The following is an 18,965-nucleotide window of genomic DNA, read 5'->3' as shown; positions in this document are numbered from 1 at the left end:
AATCAGAAGCGGACTGCTTGGGAATTAACCTATCCTTCAGTCCGCTTTTTTCATGCTTTGGAGGCTTTTATTCACCCTGCTGTAATTGGAAGAAGTGACCAATCAAATAAAGAGAACCACAGAGTACGAGGGTTCCTCCCTTCGTTTGAGCCTGAATTGCCGCGTCTTCCAGCGCCAGCATCACATCATCGTAAACCGTGCAGGCTGCTAGGTTAGAACATACGGTTGTCGCTAAAGTTTGTAATTGAGATAAATCAATCGGAATGTGATCGGGAACGGGCACCAAGTACAGCCAATCGTCTGGACGCAACAGCGCTTGGAACACATCGGCGTGATCTTTATTGCCAATCATGCCCATGACAAAGTGGATCGGCTGACTCTGAGTTTGATCCAGGTAAGCCCGCAGCATAGCGGCTCCGGCTGGATTGTGCGCTCCGTCAATTAATAGACGATGACCCCGCCACTCGAACCACTGCAATCGCCCCGGCCATTGGGTTTTTGCCATTCCCTGCACAATTTGCTGATGATCGATTTGCCAGCCCCGTTGCTGAAGGAGTTGCAGCGCCGCGATTGCCAAGGCCGAGTTGATCAGTTGATGAGCACCCAGCAGCGGTAGGGGATAGTGCAAACCCACCGGCATTAGACCTGATGAGTCAGGCTCAGAATCAACCCCAACGAATTCTGCCCAACCATTTCCCAGATCGCGGGACGGCTGCACCCAAAATGCCGGACAGTGGAGTTCGGTCAATCGCTGTTGTAGAACCGTGGCAGCTTCGGGGGGTTGGGGTGCAATCACGGCTGGACAACTCGGCTTCAGGATACCGGCCTTTTCGCGACTGATGTCAGCTAGGGTAGGGCCAAGCCGCTGCCAGTGTTCCCGACTGAGGGAGGTGATAATACTGACCAACGGATGGTCGCAGACATTAGTAGCATCGAGCCGCCCTCCCAATCCCACTTCGATGACGGCAATATCGACCTGCTGTTGAGCAAAGTAGAGCCAAGCCGCCGCCGTGATCACCTCAAACTGCGTCGGAGAAGAATGATTAGGATCAATCGCGGCTAGAACTTGCAGCAGAATTTGATGGAGCTGCGTGGCAGGAATTTCCTGCTGATTGAAGCAAATTCGCTCACACCAGCTGACCAGATGAGGAGAGGTGTATCGCCCCACCCGATAGCCCGCCTGATTCAGCACTGCCGATAGATAGGCACAAACCGACCCCTTGCCGTTGCTGCCTGCCACATGCACAATCGGCACCTGCCGTTCCGGATGACCCAATGCCGCCAGCAGCCGTTCAATCCGCTCTAACCCCAACTTGTAGGAAAATGGATTGTGTCAGGCTTTCCTCAACCATGTTGGGCGTTGCATTCGCCGCGGATCGTATCCACTTCGCACAGCGGCGCACAAACCACCGCGCTCTTGTGTTCTTATTTTGTTCCTGCTAATGAGGGCCTCAATGCTCGACTTGTCGCCGGAGAATGCCCTGATGTTTCGCATCACCCATCGCGACAATATTCCGTGGATTTTGGACAACGGCATTCATTGCCGCAATTCACCTCAGGTTGATCCCAATTTCGTCAACATAGGAAACACCGAACTAGTCGGCAAGCGCACTCGCAGGAACGTGCCAACGCCGCCATTTGGGACGCTGTCAGATTACGTGCCATTCTATTTCACGCCCCGTTCCATCATGCTTCTTAATATCCTGACGGGGTACAATGGCGTGCGAAAGCGGCAGAAGGAGGAAATCGTCATTATCGTCACCTCCCTCCCCAAGCTAAGGGATCGCGGAAAGCCGTTCTTGTTCACTGATCGACATGCCTACCTGGTGGCAGCCCAATTTTCGAACGACCTCGCTGATCTCGACGCGCTTGCATGGGACGACTGGCGAAATTCGGATTTCAGCTATGACGCCGAACGTCCCGATAAGAAGGAGCGGTATCAGGCTGAAGCCCTGGCTTGTCAAAATCTGGGCATGGACGACCTGCTTGGCTTCGCAACGTGCAGCGCAACGTCTAGGGACGCGCTAACTGCCGTAGTTGAGCAAGCTGGATTCGACACCAAAGTGCTCGCAAAATCTTCGTGGTATTTCTGATGCTGAGATTCACTCAGGGCAACTTACTCGACGCTGACGTCGAAGCGCTTGTCAACACGGTCAACACCGTGGGTGTGATGGGCAAGGGTATCGCACTCATGTTCAAGGAGGCATTTCCAAGTGCCTTCAAAGAGTATGCGGAAGCCTGCGAATCTGGAGATATCAAAGTAGGCCAAATGCATTTGGTTGATCGTGGCGCCCTCTTTAATCCCCGCTTCATCATCAATTTTCCGACAAAAAAGCATTGGAGGCATCCATCAAGAATGGAGTGGATTTCCGATGGCTTGGAAGATTTGAAAAGGGTTATCGCTGAGCATCAGATCAAATCTATAGCCCTCCCACCTCTCGGGTCTGGGAATGGTAAACTCGAGTGGACTGGAGTGCGTCAAGAAATTGAACGAGTGCTCGGCGATCTCAATGAAGTAGACGTATTGGTTTACGAGCCCACTCGTCAGTATCAGAATGTAATGAAGAAGGAAGGAAAAGAGAACCTTACGCCGGCTCGAGCTATCATTACCGAACTCATACGACGCTACCTAATCCTCGGTATCGATTGCACCGTGCTAGAGGTTCAGAAGCTTGCGTGGTTTGCAGAACGGATGATTAGGCAAACTGGATCAGACAATTTCCTCAACCTGCAATTTTCTCAGAATAGGTATGGGCCTTACGCTCACCGGCTGTCCTATCTCATTGACTCAATCGATGGCAGTTACCTGCATTGCTCCAAGAGGATCGCAGACTCATCGCCTACGGATCCGGTTTGGGTCGATCCAGCGAGATCAGAGAAAGTCGAGGTATATCTCCGCTCCAATGCGAAGGTAGCATCGGAAGTTATCGAAAAGACCGCCGCACTGATAGATGGATTTGAATCTCCTCTCGGGCTTGAGCTCCTCTCAACGGTCGATTGGATCATAAACGAAGATCGTGTCGAGCCAACGTTGGAGAAGGTGAAAGCGGCGATTGCAACATGGCCAGGCGGACCGGGTTCAGGGGCAAGAAAAGCATCTATCTTCGACGATAGACTCATTATGCTCGCGCTTGAACGGTTGCGAATCAATTTGCACTGACTGGCGACATCACGTTGTTGGTCACGCGGCGGTCTTTACCTGGCGCTTCAGTAGCGAGGCGAGGTAGTGCCCCGTATAACTCCGCTCCACCTCCACCACATCCTGAGGCGGCCCCTTCACCACAACCTCCCCGCCGTCGGGGCCGAGGTCCACGATCCAGTCGGCCGTCTTGATCACCCCGGATCAAGTCCGGGACAGGCTGCCGGTTGTGTTCGATCACCACCATCCTTCGACTACGCTACGAAGTTCGTTCTCCGCTTCGCTCAGGACAGGCTTCGGTCATCGTCACGCCGCCGTTTCTGCCCGGCGCGCCAGCATCGGCGCAAGGTAGTGCCCGGTATAGCTCCGCTCCACCTTCACCACATCCTCAGGCGTCCCCGCCGCGACTACCTCCCCGCCCCTGACGCCACCATCCGGTGAATGGGAGGCGAATCCTATGGCGTTTGTTGTGTTTCATCGTGTCTGGTGGAATGGGCTGCAACCAATCAAACTCAGCGATCCGACTTCTCGATTGACTTCTCGACTGATCGGTATTGCTTGCTGTTTCACCCCCGTGGCTACCACCTGCCTACTGCACGCCCCTATTCGTAATGCCTTCATGTTCAGCCGATGCAGGAACTCAACAATGGCTTCTACAAGGCCAACGGGATTGCTTCCTGGCAGCAGCCACTGATCGCTCTGGCTACAGAACAACAAGCCGTGGGGCAGTTGGCTGATCGCAATGAAGGGAAAGGGCGATTGAGCCGTGAAGATCACCACAGTTTGCGGCCCAAATGGGAATACCCAGAGGCAAGGCGGCCAGACGTTGCGGATGTAAAATCCACGAGTATTTGTCATGAAAAGGGCGTTAGTACAGAACCATGCCATCACAGTGCACAATTCTTCGCTCTAACCTCTCAAAGAATTGCAACTTCAAAAATCTGGGGAATCACGCGACCAATCCAGGCCATGATCTAGATTGCTTACCTGCAACTCGATTCAACCGAAACTAAGCGAAACCAGCGATAAGAGGCAATTAGGCCAAACAACTGAGCAAAGCAACTAAACCAGGGAACCTCAGACACTTCAATTTAATAGGGGAACACTAGCAAATTAAACCTACAAGCAATGCCTCAGATCCAACTCTTGCCACGGGGAACCTACGCTTCCAATCTCAATCAATCTCAATGGTTGGTTATGTTAGCTATCCAAATGATCATGATGATCATGCAATTATTAATCAATTATCAGCTTTTACCATGACTGGTGCCGGTATTTTCAACATCTGGTATAAAACATCTAGAATCATCCTAAACTGTAACCCTCAAAGAAGCACTAGGCAATTTGGCCGCTAGCTCCTCACCTAACGCAGAGCATCTAGAAGCCAGGTAAAACCCTATACATTTTAAGCACTAGTAAAGAAAAATTACTGAGTGTGACGATAGCAAAAATTTAGTGGAAAACTCGGGGAATTACGGTCGTCTGTGGAGTCAGGCGGCAGCTCAGAAACTAGCACTACATCCTACATGTTAAGGTTTGCCAACTTTAGTGACTAATTCAATCGGTTTTTGTTGAATCACAACTTCAATTGATGACAAAAGCCTTAACAGGCTGTCCGCTCTGCTGTTCTCCGGTTGTTCTCTGGTTGTTCTCTGGCTGTTCTCTGGCTGTTCCCCGGCTCGGCAATTGTTTCCGAGCTAATGGCCCAAATTCAAGCAAAGCAAGTTTGATGGAGCAAATTCATCTAAGCCTGGGGTTGGCGTAAAGTTTGCCAGTCGGACTGGAGATGGTTAGCCCACTGTGCTGCGAGAGACCCATCTGTAAACGGGACGGCAATGGTCTCTGCATCTGCGAACTGAAATTCCAGGGCGATAGTTTTACCTGCTGGTACTGCGTCTAGATCCACCGTTGGGTCCACAACTTGATTGTCAATCCGTAACTGAATGGCCTCTACCTGATGTAAAGAGAAAGTTTGCAGGTCCAGAGGCCCCCGACGTGACGGTTTACCCCAGGTCAGCTCACTGCCTTTTTGCCCTAAAACTGCATAGATGTCGTATTTGGCATGGTCAAATTGGCTGGCCCAAGAGCGATAGGCTTCCAGCTTTTGAAATTCATTCCAACCCGCCCAAGCCAGCCAGCAAAACACCGCCAGCAGCGGCAACCACAGTAAACCTCTTGTCATAGCCTAACTCTAGGACGAACTACCTGCACTTTACCCCCTAAGTACGGCTTTGAAATCATTTTTAGAAGTAATTTACAGCACCCGCGCCTATCGCTCTGGAGATGGAAATATTCTTAATAGGGTGGCTATCCCCCCTAGGGGGATGATAGGCTAGAGGACGTTCAGACTAGCGTGACGAAATCCAATCCAGTCATCCCAACAAACTACCGCTGGTGGGGATTCGCTGCTGTTGACCTAATTACGAAGAAGCAGAGGTGCCAAGCGTGGTTGCAACCCCGGAAAAACTCGAACAGTCTCCGTCTTTGTCTAATCCCCCATCCGATCAGGTAGCAGTACTGCTGATGGGCTATGGCGAAGTGGAAAGCTACGAAGATTTCGCCAACTATAACGAGCAAGCGCTCAACCTGCTCACCGCCAAATTTGCGCCCGTACCGACCTGGATCTATCCGAGCTTAGCAAAACTGCTGGCAATGTTTGACCTGCACGAGTGGCAGCACCAGCATGGCAACTTTATTTCTCGATCTTGCCGCGCTCAATCCGTCCCGTCGCCACAGTACCCCGACCGGTGATGCTGAAGACATCCTCAACAGCCATCAAGAACGGCTTGTCCACATCGCGCTCAGGAGTAGGAATGAAGGAGTCAACGGCATCCATGAGTTCATAGATTCTGTCAACCCACTCATTGTCACCCCGCTGGGTTTTGGGATTCTTCTGCATTGCTTCCAATGCCATCAACCCAGAACCGCGAATAATGGGAATATCGTCACCGGGGAAGTCATAGCTGCTGAGCAGTTCGCGCAGCTCTAATTCCACCAGTTCCAACAGCTCTTCATCATCTACCTGGTCAATCTTGTTCAGGAAGACCACAATGCTGGGTACGCCGACCTGCTTCGCCAACAGGATGTGCTCTCTGGTTTGAGGCATTGCACCGTCGGTAGCCGCTACCACCAGGATGGCACCATCCATCTGAGCCGCTCCCGTGATCATGTTCTTCACATAGTCAGCGTGACCAGGACAGTCCACATGGGCATAGTGGCGATTTTCAGTCTCGTACTCCACATGGGCTGTGTTGATGGTGATACCACGAGCTTTCTCTTCCGGAGCAGCGTCAATCTGATCGTAGCTCTTGGCCTGAGCTTGACCCAGAGCCGCCAACGTCATCGTGATCGCAGCCGTCAAAGTGGTTTTACCGTGGTCAACGTGACCAACCGTACCAATATTAACGTGGGGTTTAGTCCGTTCAAATTTTGCGCGTGCCATGTATCTATCCGTTCCTCTTTACTGACTATGCGTTCCCTTTGTTCTTTGCAATGATTGCTTCAGCCACGTTTCGGGGAACTTCCTCGTAGTGACTGAACTCCATCGTGAATATGCCCCGACCTTGGGTTTTAGACCGAATATCAGTAGCATATCCAAACATCTCCGCTAGGGGGACTTTTGCCGTTACCTTTGCTACCCCTTGCTCCGTGTCCTGACCTTCAATTTGACCTCGACGAGAGTTGAGATCACCGATAACGTTGCCGATGAAGTCTTCAGGAACCTCTACTTCAACCTTCATCATAGGCTCAAGCAGAACTGGTGACGCCTTCATAACAGCTTCCTTAATTGCCATTGAGCCGGCAATCTTGAATGCCATTTCTGACGAGTCAACATCGTGGTAGGAACCATCCACCATCGTGACCTTCAAGTCGATTACCGGATAGCCGGCCAAGATGCCAGTCTCGCAGGCTTCTTTCATCCCTTGTTCTGCTGGCGGAATATATTCCCTCGGAACCACACCACCGACAATTTTAGAGACAAACTCGAAGCCAGTACCTGGCTCACCTGGTTCCAACTCGATCACAACGTGACCATACTGCCCCTTACCACCACTCTGGCGGACAAACTTACCTTCGGCTCGCACAGGTTTACGAACTGTTTCGCGGTAAGCTACCTGAGGTGCACCGACATTCGCTTCTACCTTGTACTCCCGCTTCATCCGATCCACCAGGATATCTAGGTGCAGCTCACCCATACCGGCAATCACGGTCTGATTGGTTTCTGGGTCAACGCTAACTCGGAAGGTGGGATCTTCTTCAGACAGAGCCTGTAGTGCCTTGGAGAGTTTTTCCATGTCCTGCTTTGTCTTCGGTTCAACGGCAACCGAAATCACAGGCTCAGGAATAAACAGGGACTCCAGAATGATTGGCTTAGTTTCATCGCAGAGGGTATCACCAGTGAAGGTATCTTTCAAGCCTAGGGCTGCACCCAAGTCACCTGCCCGCAGCTCGTCAACTTCTTGTCGCTCATCTGCTTTCAAGACAATCAAGCGAGAGATCCGCTCTTTCTTGCCTTTGGTGGCGTTGTAGATGTAGCTACCTTTGGTGAGTACACCAGAGTAGACCCGAATAAACGTCAGACGACCATAGGGGTCAGCCATAATCTTGAACGCCAGAGCTGAGAATGGCTCATCGTCGCTTGCCGTCCGTACAGCAGTACTGCCATCAGGTAGGGTACCTTGAATCGCTGGCACCTCTGGCGGAGAAGGCAAGTAATCCACCACCGCGTCGAGCAAAAGCTGGACACCCTTGTTCTTGAAAGCAGAACCGCACAACACCGGTACAATCGTGCCCTCGATCGTCCCTTTACGCAACGCAGCCCGAATTTCTTCTTCCGTGAGATCTTCGCCGCCAAGGTACTTCTCAATTAAGTCATCATCAACTTCGGCTACCGATTCCACCAGTTTGACCCGATATTCTTCCGCAACATCCTTGATGTCATCAGGGATGTCTACGACCTGAATGTCGGTATCAGGCTCGGTCGAGCAGACGCGATCGCACGGGTATTGCAACTGGACAGCGCAGACGACGTGAGGGGCAGTGTCTGGGTAGTGGTCCTCGACATGGTCGGGCGCTATTTCCCGGCAGGAACAGGATTCGGCACTTTCGATCCCGCATTCCGCATAAGCGAACCGCACGGGATGCTAGCCTCGCAATACATCAATCACGCTCACAACGACTGGCTCGAGGTGGTGCTGGACGGCGGCATTGTCGGCCTTGCCCTGGTGCTCGGCGGCCTGGCTTGGTTTGTCTGGCGCAGTTACGGCGCGTGGTTCCGCTCGGCACACCGGGATTCGCCAGACGATACCGCTCTGGCGCGAGCCGGTTCAGCAATCATTCTTCTCGTGTTCATCGCGAGCATCCCAGACTACCCCGCGCGCACTCCGATGATTATGGCGATGGTCGCACTGGGCGCATTGTGGATGACGCCATCGCCGGAACGCTATCGTGAACGGAGAGGCAGAAGCCCGGAGGATCGGAGCGCGCCTTTACGATAGATTCCATTTAACCTAATGCGACCCTGACTTCATCTTCGGGATTTACCCACCAGAATGCGTGCCACCGTTTTCTTTGCCTTCGCCCTGGCGTCAAGCACGATCCTGCTCGGTGCTTGCGCCGGCACGGAGCCGATTCGTTCGACTGCAAACCTGACCGTCATCGAGGGAGCGGGTGACCTGCCGAGCCCACAGCGCGCCGACCTTGTCGCCCCCGATCGAGTGACCTTGATAGGGCCGCTCGACACCATCCGGGTGGAAGTGTTCGGCGTGCCCGAACTCAGTCGGCAGGTGCAGGTCGATTCATCCGGCCGCATCGCGCTGCCGCTGCTCGGCGTAGTCGATGCGCGAGGCAAGACCTCGTCCGAGTTGAGCCGCGAGATCGAAGCGGGTCTTGCGGGCCGCTACGTCAGAAACCCAAGCGTCACCGTGAGTATCGAGAGCGCGGTCAGCCAGGTCGTCACGGTTGACGGACAAGTGATCGAGCCGGGGCTTTACCCGGTGACCAATCAGATGACCCTGCTGCGTGCGGTTGCGTCCGCCAGGGGACTGACGGAGTTCGCCAAGCAGGATGATGTCGTCATTCTGAGGACGGTCAACGGTCAGCGCATGGCCGGACTGTACAATATCGGGGCCATTCGTCGCGGTGTATACGACGATCCGGCGATCTATGCGAACGATGTCGTGCTAGTCGGGGATAGCCCGCAGCGCCGCCTGTTCCGCGATTTCGTAGCCGTCGCACCGCTGCTTGCGGCGCCGATCGTCGCGATCCTCCAGTAATAACGGTCGCAGATAAGATGAACGTTCTCAGCAAGAATCTGGACGGCAATGTGATCGTCGGTCCGGCATCACCGACTGCCGCGCCCGACTCGACGCATGGCAATGATTCAATCCTCCAGCACTATTTGCGCATCGCCTTGCGCTGGAAATGGATAATCGTTGGCGCGACATTGGGCGCGATCATTCTGGGGCTGATCGCAACCCTGCTGATGACGCCGCAATACACAGCGAGCTCCACGATAGAGATCTCGCGCGAATCCGACCAGGTGACGAACTTCCAGGGCGTGGAACGCGATGTCAGCGTGGCGGACATGGAATTTTACCAGACCCAGTACGGCTTGCTTCGCTCAAGGACGCTGGCCGAGCGAGTTGCAACCGACCTAGGGCTGGTCAACAATCCGGGTTTCTTCGCCATGTTCGGAGCCGGCAACCGGGAAGAGGACGCCTTTAACCTTGTCAACGACCGCTATCCCGCGAAAGGTCGCGAGGTCAGGCAGCGGATTGCGGGAGAAATCCTGCTCGCGAACGTAGGTATCGAGCCCGCACGGCTTTCGCGCTTGGTCGACATACGCTTCACCGCCCCCGATCCGTCGGTTGCCGCCGGCGTTGCCAACGCCTGGGCGGAAAATTTCATCGAGACCAATCTGGAGCGCAAGGTACAGTCAACCTCCTATGGTCGTGACGTGCTAAGTCGTCAGTTGGCTGAATACAAAGATCGGCTCGACGAGTCCCAGCGCCAACTCGTTGGCTATGCTTCGAACGAGCAGATCATAAACCTGCCCAGCGGTTCAGGTGGAGAGGAGGAGCGGTCGATCGTTTCCGACAACCTGGCTACGCTCAACAGCGCGTTGGCCCAGGCGACGGCAAAACGCATCGAGGCAGAGGCCCGTGTCCGCCAGGCCGGGCGGAACGGCAGTTCCGTGGAAGCCCTGACCAACAGCGCCATCAACAACCTTCGACGCCCCTACAGCCTGTAGCTCAACCGTCCTTTACGCTATCTAAGCCACTGCCTAGCACTCGTCGGCCTGAGCAAATATGCCAACCCGAGGCTGCTACTGAAGTCACAGTTACAGTGTTACCATCCCATCAAAGCCATCCTCTAGACTGGGATGAACCTAGTTTGGCTGATAGTCTTGACCTGCGCCAGCGGCGTCCTCTATCTTACTGGCTTTAAGCTGGAGCACTTTAGGAATTTCTATTATGCTTTATTACTTTTGAGCATCTCCCTGCATGTCGTCACTAGGACTAGGGGAAGCATTGTAAAGGGCATCCAAACGCTCGCGGGCGTCTTCGACCGTAATGGACCGCATCACCAGAAATGGCTCGTTGACAATATTGCCCTGTTCATCCAACAGCTCAGGATGGGGAACTGAACGGATGCGTCCGTTTGCCAAATCCTGCTGACTAGAGCCGTCCGGTGCAAAGCGGCCCCGATTTCCGTAGGAGCGCTGTGACTCCATCCCCAGCATCATTAAATTCCGGATTAAATTGCCAACCGCTAAAAATGCCAATATTGTGAAAGCAAGAATATAAAGCAAATGCAGCATAAGCTTTCCTCGAAACCGACAGCTTTGATCGAATAGATGGGAACCTAAACCGAATGACCGACGTAAAGTATTGGTACTGAAATAATAACTTTATTTAACCATTCTCAGATCAACCAGAATCTGAAGACAGGATTACAACTCTTCCTCAAGCTTAATCCTTTCAAGGCTGGGATGAGTCAGATCGTTCCTGAATTGTAATATCAGGATTTTCTAAACGAAACTTCATTCCAACTTGCCAGCATTCGGTCACCAACTGGTGCCAAGGCACGAGCACCGAGGTTTCAACTCCGACCTGTCCTCCAGTTGTTCGAAATAGGAGCTGCGCTGTACTCACTTCCTGCTGTGCCTGCTTCACTCGCTCCAGCAGCATTGCCTGCTGCTCTTCACCAAGAAAGTCAATGGTGTAATTTTCTAAGAGGATGCGCGCTCGTTTAAACCAATATTCAAAATCTTCTAATAAAGGCTGCAACAGGGCTTTTAGCAGCTCAGGCTCAGGTAGATTAGAACCAGAATTAATCATCTAACGTAGAAATTTATTGAAGCTAGAGTTTTACTAAAGCCAAGCTTAACGCAATTTACGTTTCTTAACAAATCTCGCGAGCTTTTTCATGAAGCTTAGAGAACCCTGTAGAGAAAATGTGAATAGACTGGGCTTTACGCTGCGGCTCTGCATCTAGTCTCGATAAGATAGAGGCTAGTAATTTATTAAGTGGTAGTGTCTTCATTTCCAATGGTTAAGTCAGACGCATCTGTTGCAGAACAGCCTCAAAAAATTAATCTGCCGCGCACCAGTGAGTCAGAAACACTGAAGAAAATTCGCCACACCGCCTCCCATGTCATGGCAATGGCAGTACAAAAGCTGTTTCCTAAAGCGCAGGTGACGATCGGACCCTGGATTGAAAATGGGTTTTATTACGACTTTGATAGCCCAGATCCCTTTACCGAGAAGGATCTTAAAGCGATCAAAAAGGAAATGACCAAAATCATTAATCGCAAACTGCCGGTGATTCGCGAAGAGGTAAGCCGCGAAGAGGCAGAACGGCGCATCAAGGCTATTAATGAACCCTACAAGCTGGAAATTTTGGCCGATTTGCAAGAGCCAATCACGATCTATCACTTAGGCGACCAGTGGTGGGATCTCTGTGCTGGTCCCCATATGGAGAGTACGGCTGACCTCAATCCAGATGCCATTGATCTGGAAAGCGTTGCTGGAGCCTATTGGCGTGGAGATGAAACCAAGGCTCAACTTCAACGCATCTATGGCACTGCTTGGGAAACTCCAGAGCAGCTCGTTGAATACAAGCGCCGCAAAGAGGAAGCGATTCGCCGAGATCACCGTCGATTAGGGAAGGAGCTAGGACTATTTGTTTTTTCCGATCAGGTCGGGCCGGGTCTGCCCCTCTGGACTCCAAAGGGCACGGTGCTGCGCTCCATTCTAGAGGACTACCTGAAGCAGGAGCAGGTTCAACGTGGCTATCAGCAGGTGGTGACGCCCCACATCAGCCGGGTTGATTTATTCAAAACCTCTGGGCACTGGCAAAAATACAAAGAAGATATGTTCCCGCTCATGGCCGATGATGACGAGCTGCGAGCTGAGGAACAGGGCTTTGTGATGAAGCCGATGAACTGCCCATTTCACATTCAAATTTACAAGAGCGAGCTGCGGTCTTATCGTGACCTGCCAATGGCCTGCCGAAATCGACTAGAGAACTGCTGCGCTGCCAGGTTGTGGAGCAGTTGCCCTTTCAGCAGATTGAAACCTATATTAATTTCAAGTATTAATGGCGGAACGACGCACCTACACTAATCCGGTTTACGCTGGCTACTTTGCCGATCCCTTTGCCTGGGAACATGGTGGCACCTATTACGCCATCGGTACGGGTGCGCCAGAAGCGGCAGGACAGGTAGATAGGGCTGTTGATCAACGAGTTGAGGAAAATAGGAACACAACCGTTGCTGCATCGGTCGATAAAGTGGGTAAAATAGTGGGTAAAATAACGGATGCTTCTGTCTTTCCGTTGCTATACTCGGAAGATTTTGTTACCTGGCAGTTTGCTGGTCATGCACTGGTGCGTCCCGATCCTGCTTTGGGAGATAGCTTTTGGGCACCGGAAGTTGCCTATTGCGACGGTATATTTTATCTGTATTATTCGGTAGGCTGGGAAGACAAACAGCATCAGTTGCGGGTAGCCACCAGTGAGCATCCCTTGGGTCCCTATTACGACATTGGCTCACCGCTGCTACAAACTGATCCCCCCTTTGCGATTGATCCCCATCCGTTTCGGGATGACGATGGACAATGGTACCTGTTTTATGCCTGTGACTTTTTAGACACCGCAGCCGGTGCCAGAGCCGGTACGGCCCTGAAGGTAGACCGATTGGTCAACATGACCCAGCTTGCCGGAGAAAGTAGGGTTGTGCTACGAGCACGCTCAGACTGGCAGCGCTTTTTGACAAACCGTTCTATGTACGGCGGTATCTATGATTGGCATACTCTGGAAGGCCCCTGTGTTCGGAAGTATGCCGGTCGTTACTACTGCTTCTACAGCGGTGGGCGCTGGGAAACCGAGAGCTATGGAGTTGATTACGGAGTAGCCGATACGGTGATGGGCAATTACTCTGATGCTGGGAATGAATCCGGTCCGCGAGTGCTGCGTTCAATCCCAGATCGGGTATTGGGGCCGGGGCACAATTCAATCGTGGTTTCACCCGATCATCAGGATGAATATATCGTTTACCATGCATGGAATCAATCGAAGACAAAGCGACAAATGTGCTTAGACAAGCTAATTTGGACGCCGGATGGCCCCCGCTGTCTGGGTCCTACCTGGCTACCGCAAACCGTCAATAGAGCTGATAGCTGTATTTCTAATAACAGATTAATTTAGCTAAATTCTATTCTCTAGTTAGAGGACCTGATTCGCCGCTCCTGTTTCCTTAGGTAGAAGCGTAATAATTATAAACGCATTTTTATATAGTAAGAGCACATCACCAAGAATTGATGGTGAAAATCTTCATCCGTGGCGATAGAGCTTCACGGCGACTGATCGAGCGAACAATTTCCTGAGCTTATTCTAAGTAGGTGAGCATAATTAAACATAAAACCCAAAACCCTGCGCTGCCCGCGCAGCGGGCAGCGCAGGGTTTTAAATCTGGTTTTTAATTATGCCGAGGTACTTAGATACTTCCCTGGGATGTTTACTCGGATCTTTTGGACCGTTGCTTCGGGCTGTTACTTTCACCGCTGTCAATCTGCTTCGGCCTTGCTTTGAATTCTTGATTCAAAAATTGGGACAAATCTGGCTCAACATGAGTAACGCCGGTGATCAACGTCAAGTAATTGGGATTAAACAATGATTCAACCTAATATGCAAAATACTAATCCGAAAAATGGCAATGGCGATTACGGCTCTAATCGTTCTCATAACCCAGACGCTCAACCTAATTTGCAGAATGGAAGCGCATCGGCTAATCCGCTTGCCTCTAGACGTTTATATCTATCTAGTCCCCAATTTACTGACTCGTTGGCTGATTCGTTGTCTACCCAGACGGCAGCTCATCCAACGGCGACTGGCCTTCCCGATCTAGTTTGCCTATCTCACTTGCGCTGGAATTTTGTGTTTCAACGGCCTCAACATTTGCTAACTCGCTGTGCTCAAGCTCGACGAGTTTTCTTTATCGAAGAACCGATCGTGCAGCCGCAGATTTTGGCCCATGTGCAAGTGAGCAATCCGGTTGGCAATGTGTGGGTCGTGGTGCCTCATTTGCCAGAAGGGTTGAGTGAAGCTGCAATGCAGACCACTCAACGATTGTTGCTAGACAATCTATTTTCAGAGCACAGCATTCAGCACTATATTTGCTGGTACTACACTCCAATGGCGTTGTCGTTTACTAAACATTTGCAGCCGTTGCTAGTAGTGTATGACTGTATGGATGAGCTGTCAGCCTTTAAAAACGCTCCTGTGTAGGTCGTACCACCCCGATCTAGCTCCAGATTTTCGTACCAGCCATAGCGGGCAAACAGCCCCAGATTAATTTCCGGAATAAAGTACTCAGCATTGAGGCCATAGGCGGCTTCCCGGTCCCCCGACCGCAGCCCAAACTGATCGCCGCGAGCAATCTGAAAAATTTCTTGAAAGCCACTGTCCTGTCCAGCATCGCGTCCGGTAATGTAGGTGCCGCGCAAAATCAAATTCTCGAATCGCAGCCCGATTTCACCCGCAAAGCCATCCAGAGCAAAATCACCCAGATCTCGATCGGACGAAAAGCCAGCAATTTTAATTTCCAATGGATCGGCCACACTCCAGTTGAGCAGAATCGCCGGACGTGACCCCAACCCAGCCGCTGCTAAAGCCGGATTACTTTGGAACACCGGATTCAGAAACTGAGTCGCCGAATCTTTAGCAAAACTATTGCGGTCGAAATAGGAGGTTAAATCTAGCATCCCAACTATGAAGCGCAGATTGGGCACTTCGGTCGGCGACACAGCAACATAGAGTTCATTCAGGTCAAATCCTGTTTCTGGCGAATCTGAAAAAGCATCACCGCCCGTGACCTCAATCGTGCCGCCAACCAGAAGATTGGGCGTAATCGCATAGGAGGCACTCACCCGTCCGCGTGCCGAGGATTCCTCACCCTGAAGCGTATACACCCCCTGTACCTGTACCAATGGTTCGCCCAAATCCTGACTACGGCGAGAAGCTGGTGTCAGTGACTCGTCGCTGTGATTGGCATCATCAGTAGATTGTGCTATAGGTTCAGAAGATAGTTCAGAAGTCAGTTCAGATTCAGGTTCAGGAATACTCTGAGTAACAGTAAGCGACTCGTTATATAGTTGCTGTGATGAGTCATTTAGAGTTTCGTTAGATTCAGTGGTTGGGTACTCATACTGTCGATTGACTAAAAGTGCGTCCAAAGCTGGTACTGCTAGAACATCGGCCCTTACAATTTTTATATCTTGTGATTCATCCATTGCTGAATCCAAAGACCTATCAGAAGCGTCAAGTTCAGATGCGACCGGAGAGAACTGGAGGTCATCACCGTCGAGTTCGTTACTCAGTTCAACTGCTGATGCTTCAACATCAGATCCACTATGCACCGTAATCAATGGTGGGGAAGTCTGGATAGAACGCTCAGAATTCGCTTGGGCAGAAGGTTGCCAGCCAGCGCAAACACCTAATGCAACCAATGTTGCAGCAGATAAACGAGACCAGCATTGAGTATATGGCCATACAATTTTTCTCTGATGCAGATGCAGAGCAACATCATGAAGTGGGGAGTTCATGTTTCCTGATAAATAAAAGACGCAATTTCCTAATTAGCTAGGAAAAGCAGGGACCTGGAGGTGATGGCTAGCAAGCAAACGCAGATTCATGGCTTGTCAATCCTCAGCCAGCCGCTGTAATCAGCCACTTCTGACTGCTGGCTGCTGCATGGTAGGTTGAGCAAATTTATGATTGATTTGCAGTTAGCCTTTTGGCATAACCTACTCCTGACCTCTGTACGGGCAGACTTAATAATTTACTTCGGTTTATGAGCGACTTGTAATTCGTCTTCAAGACTTGCCCTATAGATTTAGCCCTGAATTTGCTATAGCTAATCTTACTGCTTTAGGCAGATTGGCAGATAGCACCTAATTAGATAGAAAGTAACTTTCAGGAAGCGATGCACGTCCTGAGAAGACCTGGTAGATGACTTTAGGAAGCGATTAAGGAGCGCTTCACAACTAAACTCATTCTATCCTCACGAAATCAAAAAATCTGAAGGAACTATTAAGGATAAGCGGCTCGATATAAAGGTGAGAAAAACTTATTTCAATTACTTAAATCAGCTAAACTGGTCAGCAACAATTTATACTTGAATTAATCGTGATTCTTCGTAGGTTGATTAAGTCTGACTGGATTTTTTCTGTTGGCAGTCTGTCAGTGATTTTACGAACGCACAATTAATTTTAATTCTAATAGCTGTATCTCGTAATTTTCAACTGCTTTTATCACTAATTAATTCTCAAAATTACCTCAATATTCTTTGATCTCCAGATTGGGATTGAACAGAATCATTCATCAGTTTAGACCAATAGTCTCAAATTGAGGAGTGAGTTGATCTTCTTAATTAACTCAATCGTAGAGAATCCCTTGGTGAGGTAATCGGTTGCTCCCAGACGATGGGCTTCGTTAGACCACTCTTCAAATAAACGGGATGAAACGACTAAAATCGGCATTGTCATGCCGTGACTGCGACAGCGGCCGAATCGCAGGGCGAGGCAGGGCCAGTTTCAGTTCGGGATACAGCGGCAGCGGAAAACCGGGAATGCCATAGATTTTGGCTCCCCGATATTCATTCAACCCGCCATCGGGGGAAATCACCAGCACCTGATCGCCCATCCGCTGCAGATGATCAACCGTGTGGCTCAGACGAGTCACAATTCCATCGACTTTAGGCAAGAAAGTTTCGGTGAAAAGGGCAATCCGCATAGGGGCATTTCAATAAAGACACAGAGTTGAGGAGAGGGTTAGGATCGGCGAGGCATGGTGCAGAGACCGTGAATCCCAATTGCCCAAACCACGCTTCCCAGCAAAACCCCCACTCCTTCGGCAAAACAGTTGATCCGGTGGCGGTTTTCAGCCGCAGCAGCAATCATCAAGTCCGTTTGGGTCGGGTTTGCCGTTGCGACCTGCATGTACCGTTGATGACTAGCCGTAAGGGCTGCCCAATCGCGCCACAGCCAATAAGTGCTTACTGCTGTGAAACCGAAACCAGGAAACACAACCAGCACCAACAGCGCTACAGCTCGCATTGGTTCAGCCTTTCCATTTCACCTTGGGCAGAATCTGCTTCTCGTCTACTCGGTTCTTGTACTTAATGCTGAAGTTGAGCAGCGAGTCGAGTAGCGAGTCAGACAGGTAGTGGGGCTGCAAACCGAGATCAATTAGCTTTGTATTTTTGGCGTTGAAGTAATGCTCTTCTTTTTCAATTCTGGGATTTTCCAAATGGTTGATCTCAACATTCAGACCCATCGAGTTGCCTGCTTGCTTCACCATCAGGGCTAAATCACCGACGCTAAACATTTCGGTGAACTGGTTGAAGACACGAAACTCTCCGGCCTCGGCTGGATTGTTGACGGCAATTTCGATGCAGCGCACGGTGTCGCGGATGTCGAGGAAGCCACGGGTTTGGCCGCCCTTGCCGTAGACGGTGAGCGGATGCCCAATCGCAGCCTGAATGCAGAAGCGGTTGAGCGCGGTGCCGAAGATACCATCGTAATCAAGGCGGTTGATCAGCAGCTCGTCCATGCCAGTTTCTTCGGTCAGGACGCCATAGACTACGCCTTGGTTCAAATCAGTCGCGCGCAGGCCCCAGATGCGGCAGGCAAAGTGAATGTTGTGCGAGTCATGCACCTTGCTGAGGTGATAGAAGGAGCCGGGCTGTTTGGGATAGGGGAGGGTATCTTTGCGCCCGTTGTGTTCAATCGTGATGTAGCCTTCTTCAATGTCGATATTGGGCGTGCCGTATTCACCCATCGTGCCCAGCTTCACCAAGTGGCAGTTAGGGAAATGGTCATGCATGACATACAGCAGGTTGAGCGTGCCAACCACGTTATTCACCTGAGTCAGAACCGCATGTTCTCGATCGATCATCGAAAAGGGAGCCGACCGCTGCTCACCGAAATGCACGACTGCATCCGGCTCAAATTTCAGCATGGCCTGCTTGAGAAACTCGTAGTTGTTGATGTCACCAATGAACAGTTCAATGATTTTTCCAGTCAGGTCCTTCCACCGCTGCAACCGGGTTTGAATGGGAGTAATCGGCGTCAGGGTCTCGATGCACAGCTCTGCATCCCAATGCCGACGAATCAAATTATCTAAAATGGCAACTTCGTGCCCTTTGTTGGACAGGTAGAGTGCAGTTGCCCAACCGCAATAGCCATCACCACCAATAACTAGAACTTTCATGCGCTGCTGAGTTGATCTTCTTACGGATACTCCGCTAAATCTACCAGAGATC

Annotated in this window: 19 protein-coding genes and 2 pseudogenes; 9 read left to right on the top strand and 12 right to left on the bottom strand. The window is 51.1% G+C overall.

Annotated elements, in window-relative coordinates; genetic code table 11:
- Positions 1 to 67 precede the first annotated feature (67 nt).
- Positions 68 to 1,312, bottom strand: coding sequence for a bifunctional folylpolyglutamate synthase/dihydrofolate synthase (locus tag JVX88_RS21485; RefSeq protein ID WP_211620144.1), 1,245 nt, complete (start codon positions 1,310 to 1,312; stop codon positions 68 to 70).
- A gap of 142 nt (positions 1,313 to 1,454) precedes the next feature.
- Here JVX88_RS21485 and JVX88_RS21480 point away from each other — a divergent pair, with 142 nt between their 5' ends.
- Together JVX88_RS21480 and JVX88_RS21475 are read left to right on the top strand one after the other, a co-directional pair.
- Entirely contained in the window at positions 1,455 to 2,093 is a 639-nt protein-coding gene (locus JVX88_RS21480) for a DUF4433 domain-containing protein (protein WP_211620143.1), read from the top strand.
- Positions 2,093 to 3,160, top strand: a complete 1,068-nt coding sequence (locus JVX88_RS21475; RefSeq protein WP_211620142.1) for a macro domain-containing protein — start codon at positions 2,093 to 2,095, stop codon at positions 3,158 to 3,160. Before JVX88_RS21480 ends, JVX88_RS21475 begins: the two co-directional genes overlap by 1 nt.
- A 21-nt stretch (positions 3,161 to 3,181) precedes the next feature.
- Here JVX88_RS21475 and JVX88_RS21470 read toward each other — a convergent pair whose 3' ends face one another.
- From JVX88_RS21470 to JVX88_RS21460, 3 genes are all read right to left on the bottom strand, one after another.
- Positions 3,182 to 3,337, bottom strand: a complete 156-nt coding sequence (locus tag JVX88_RS21470) for a hypothetical protein (RefSeq protein ID WP_211620141.1) — start codon at positions 3,335 to 3,337, stop codon at positions 3,182 to 3,184.
- A 276-nt stretch (positions 3,338 to 3,613) separates the two neighbouring features.
- On the bottom strand, positions 3,614 to 3,997 hold the full coding sequence (locus JVX88_RS21465) for a hypothetical protein (protein ID WP_211620140.1): 384 nt from the start codon (positions 3,995 to 3,997) through the stop codon (positions 3,614 to 3,616).
- Between the two features lie 886 nt (positions 3,998 to 4,883).
- Positions 4,884 to 5,321, bottom strand: a complete 438-nt coding sequence (locus tag JVX88_RS21460) for a hypothetical protein (protein WP_211620139.1) — start codon at positions 5,319 to 5,321, stop codon at positions 4,884 to 4,886.
- 263 nt (positions 5,322 to 5,584) lie between these two features.
- Between JVX88_RS21460 and JVX88_RS38805 the strand changes: the two genes are divergently transcribed.
- Positions 5,585 to 5,890: a hypothetical protein gene (locus JVX88_RS38805; RefSeq protein ID WP_410503721.1), complete on the top strand. Its 306-nt coding sequence runs from the start codon at positions 5,585 to 5,587 to the stop codon at positions 5,888 to 5,890.
- Here JVX88_RS38805 and JVX88_RS21450 read toward each other — a convergent pair.
- Both JVX88_RS21450 and fusA read right to left on the bottom strand, forming a co-directional pair.
- Positions 5,838 to 6,581: pseudogene (locus JVX88_RS21450) on the bottom strand (GTP-binding protein); the annotation flags it as partial. The gene JVX88_RS38805 and the pseudogene JVX88_RS21450 overlap by 53 nt on opposite strands.
- Before the next feature lie 25 nt (positions 6,582 to 6,606).
- A pseudogene (gene fusA, locus JVX88_RS21445) lies at positions 6,607 to 8,106 on the bottom strand (elongation factor G); the annotation flags it as partial.
- 96 nt (positions 8,107 to 8,202) lie between these two features.
- On the opposite strand from fusA, the gene JVX88_RS21440 reads away from it, so the two are divergent.
- From JVX88_RS21440 to JVX88_RS21430, 3 genes are read left to right on the top strand one after another with little or no spacing between them, the layout of a single operon-like run.
- Positions 8,203 to 8,637 carry an O-antigen ligase family protein gene (locus tag JVX88_RS21440; protein ID WP_263975615.1) on the top strand — a complete coding sequence of 145 codons (435 nt, stop codon included), beginning with the start codon at positions 8,203 to 8,205 and terminating at the stop codon, positions 8,635 to 8,637.
- A 54-nt stretch (positions 8,638 to 8,691) separates the two neighbouring features.
- Complete coding sequence (locus JVX88_RS21435; RefSeq protein ID WP_211620137.1) at positions 8,692 to 9,414, top strand: polysaccharide biosynthesis/export family protein; 723 nt, start codon at positions 8,692 to 8,694, stop codon at positions 9,412 to 9,414.
- 17 nt (positions 9,415 to 9,431) lie between these two features.
- A complete protein-coding gene (locus JVX88_RS21430; RefSeq protein WP_211620136.1) occupies positions 9,432 to 10,391 on the top strand; it encodes a GumC family protein in 960 nt (319 codons plus the stop codon).
- 231 nt (positions 10,392 to 10,622) lie between these two features.
- On the opposite strand, the gene JVX88_RS21425 is transcribed toward JVX88_RS21430, so the two are convergent.
- Both JVX88_RS21425 and JVX88_RS21420 read right to left on the bottom strand, forming a co-directional pair.
- Positions 10,623 to 10,961, bottom strand: a complete 339-nt coding sequence (locus JVX88_RS21425; RefSeq protein WP_211620135.1) for a DUF2973 domain-containing protein — start codon at positions 10,959 to 10,961, stop codon at positions 10,623 to 10,625.
- A gap of 160 nt (positions 10,962 to 11,121) precedes the next feature.
- Positions 11,122 to 11,481, bottom strand: a complete 360-nt coding sequence (locus tag JVX88_RS21420) for a DUF2605 domain-containing protein (RefSeq protein ID WP_211620134.1) — start codon at positions 11,479 to 11,481, stop codon at positions 11,122 to 11,124.
- Between the two features lie 210 nt (positions 11,482 to 11,691).
- Between JVX88_RS21420 and JVX88_RS21415 the strand changes: the two genes are divergently transcribed.
- The 3 genes from JVX88_RS21415 to JVX88_RS21405 all read left to right on the top strand — a co-directional run bounded on the left by JVX88_RS21415 (position 11,692) and on the right by JVX88_RS21405 (position 14,929).
- Positions 11,692 to 12,768, top strand: coding sequence for a hypothetical protein (locus JVX88_RS21415; RefSeq protein ID WP_317134404.1), 1,077 nt, complete (start codon positions 11,692 to 11,694; stop codon positions 12,766 to 12,768).
- Positions 12,743 to 13,849 (top strand): glycoside hydrolase family 43 protein, encoded by a 1,107-nt coding sequence (locus JVX88_RS21410; RefSeq protein ID WP_211620133.1) that lies wholly within the window; start codon positions 12,743 to 12,745, stop codon positions 13,847 to 13,849. The genes JVX88_RS21415 and JVX88_RS21410 overlap by 26 nt, the downstream gene beginning before the upstream one ends.
- 465 nt (positions 13,850 to 14,314) lie before the next feature.
- Positions 14,315 to 14,929, top strand: coding sequence for a hypothetical protein (locus tag JVX88_RS21405; RefSeq protein ID WP_211620132.1), 615 nt, complete (start codon positions 14,315 to 14,317; stop codon positions 14,927 to 14,929).
- Here JVX88_RS21405 and JVX88_RS21400 read toward each other — a convergent pair.
- The 4 genes from JVX88_RS21400 to JVX88_RS21385 all read right to left on the bottom strand — a co-directional run bounded on the left by JVX88_RS21400 (position 14,827) and on the right by JVX88_RS21385 (position 18,913).
- A complete protein-coding gene (locus tag JVX88_RS21400; protein WP_211620131.1) occupies positions 14,827 to 16,059 on the bottom strand; it encodes a hypothetical protein in 1,233 nt (410 codons plus the stop codon). The two genes, JVX88_RS21405 and JVX88_RS21400, sit on opposite strands and share 103 nt — an antisense overlap.
- Positions 16,060 to 17,146: 1,087 nt before the next feature.
- A complete protein-coding gene (locus tag JVX88_RS21395) occupies positions 17,147 to 17,434 on the bottom strand; it encodes a hypothetical protein (protein ID WP_317134403.1) in 288 nt (95 codons plus the stop codon).
- A 38-nt stretch (positions 17,435 to 17,472) separates the two neighbouring features.
- On the bottom strand, positions 17,473 to 17,757 hold the full coding sequence (locus JVX88_RS21390; RefSeq protein ID WP_036004687.1) for a hypothetical protein: 285 nt from the start codon (positions 17,755 to 17,757) through the stop codon (positions 17,473 to 17,475).
- A gap of 4 nt (positions 17,758 to 17,761) precedes the next feature.
- Positions 17,762 to 18,913, bottom strand: a complete 1,152-nt coding sequence (locus JVX88_RS21385; protein ID WP_211620130.1) for an NAD-dependent epimerase/dehydratase family protein — start codon at positions 18,911 to 18,913, stop codon at positions 17,762 to 17,764.
- Positions 18,914 to 18,965 lie beyond the last annotated feature (52 nt).

Source organism: Leptolyngbya sp. 7M (assembly GCF_018128485.1).
Note: the sequence above shows the minus strand (reverse complement) of the source record. Positions and strands in the feature narration are given on the sequence as shown.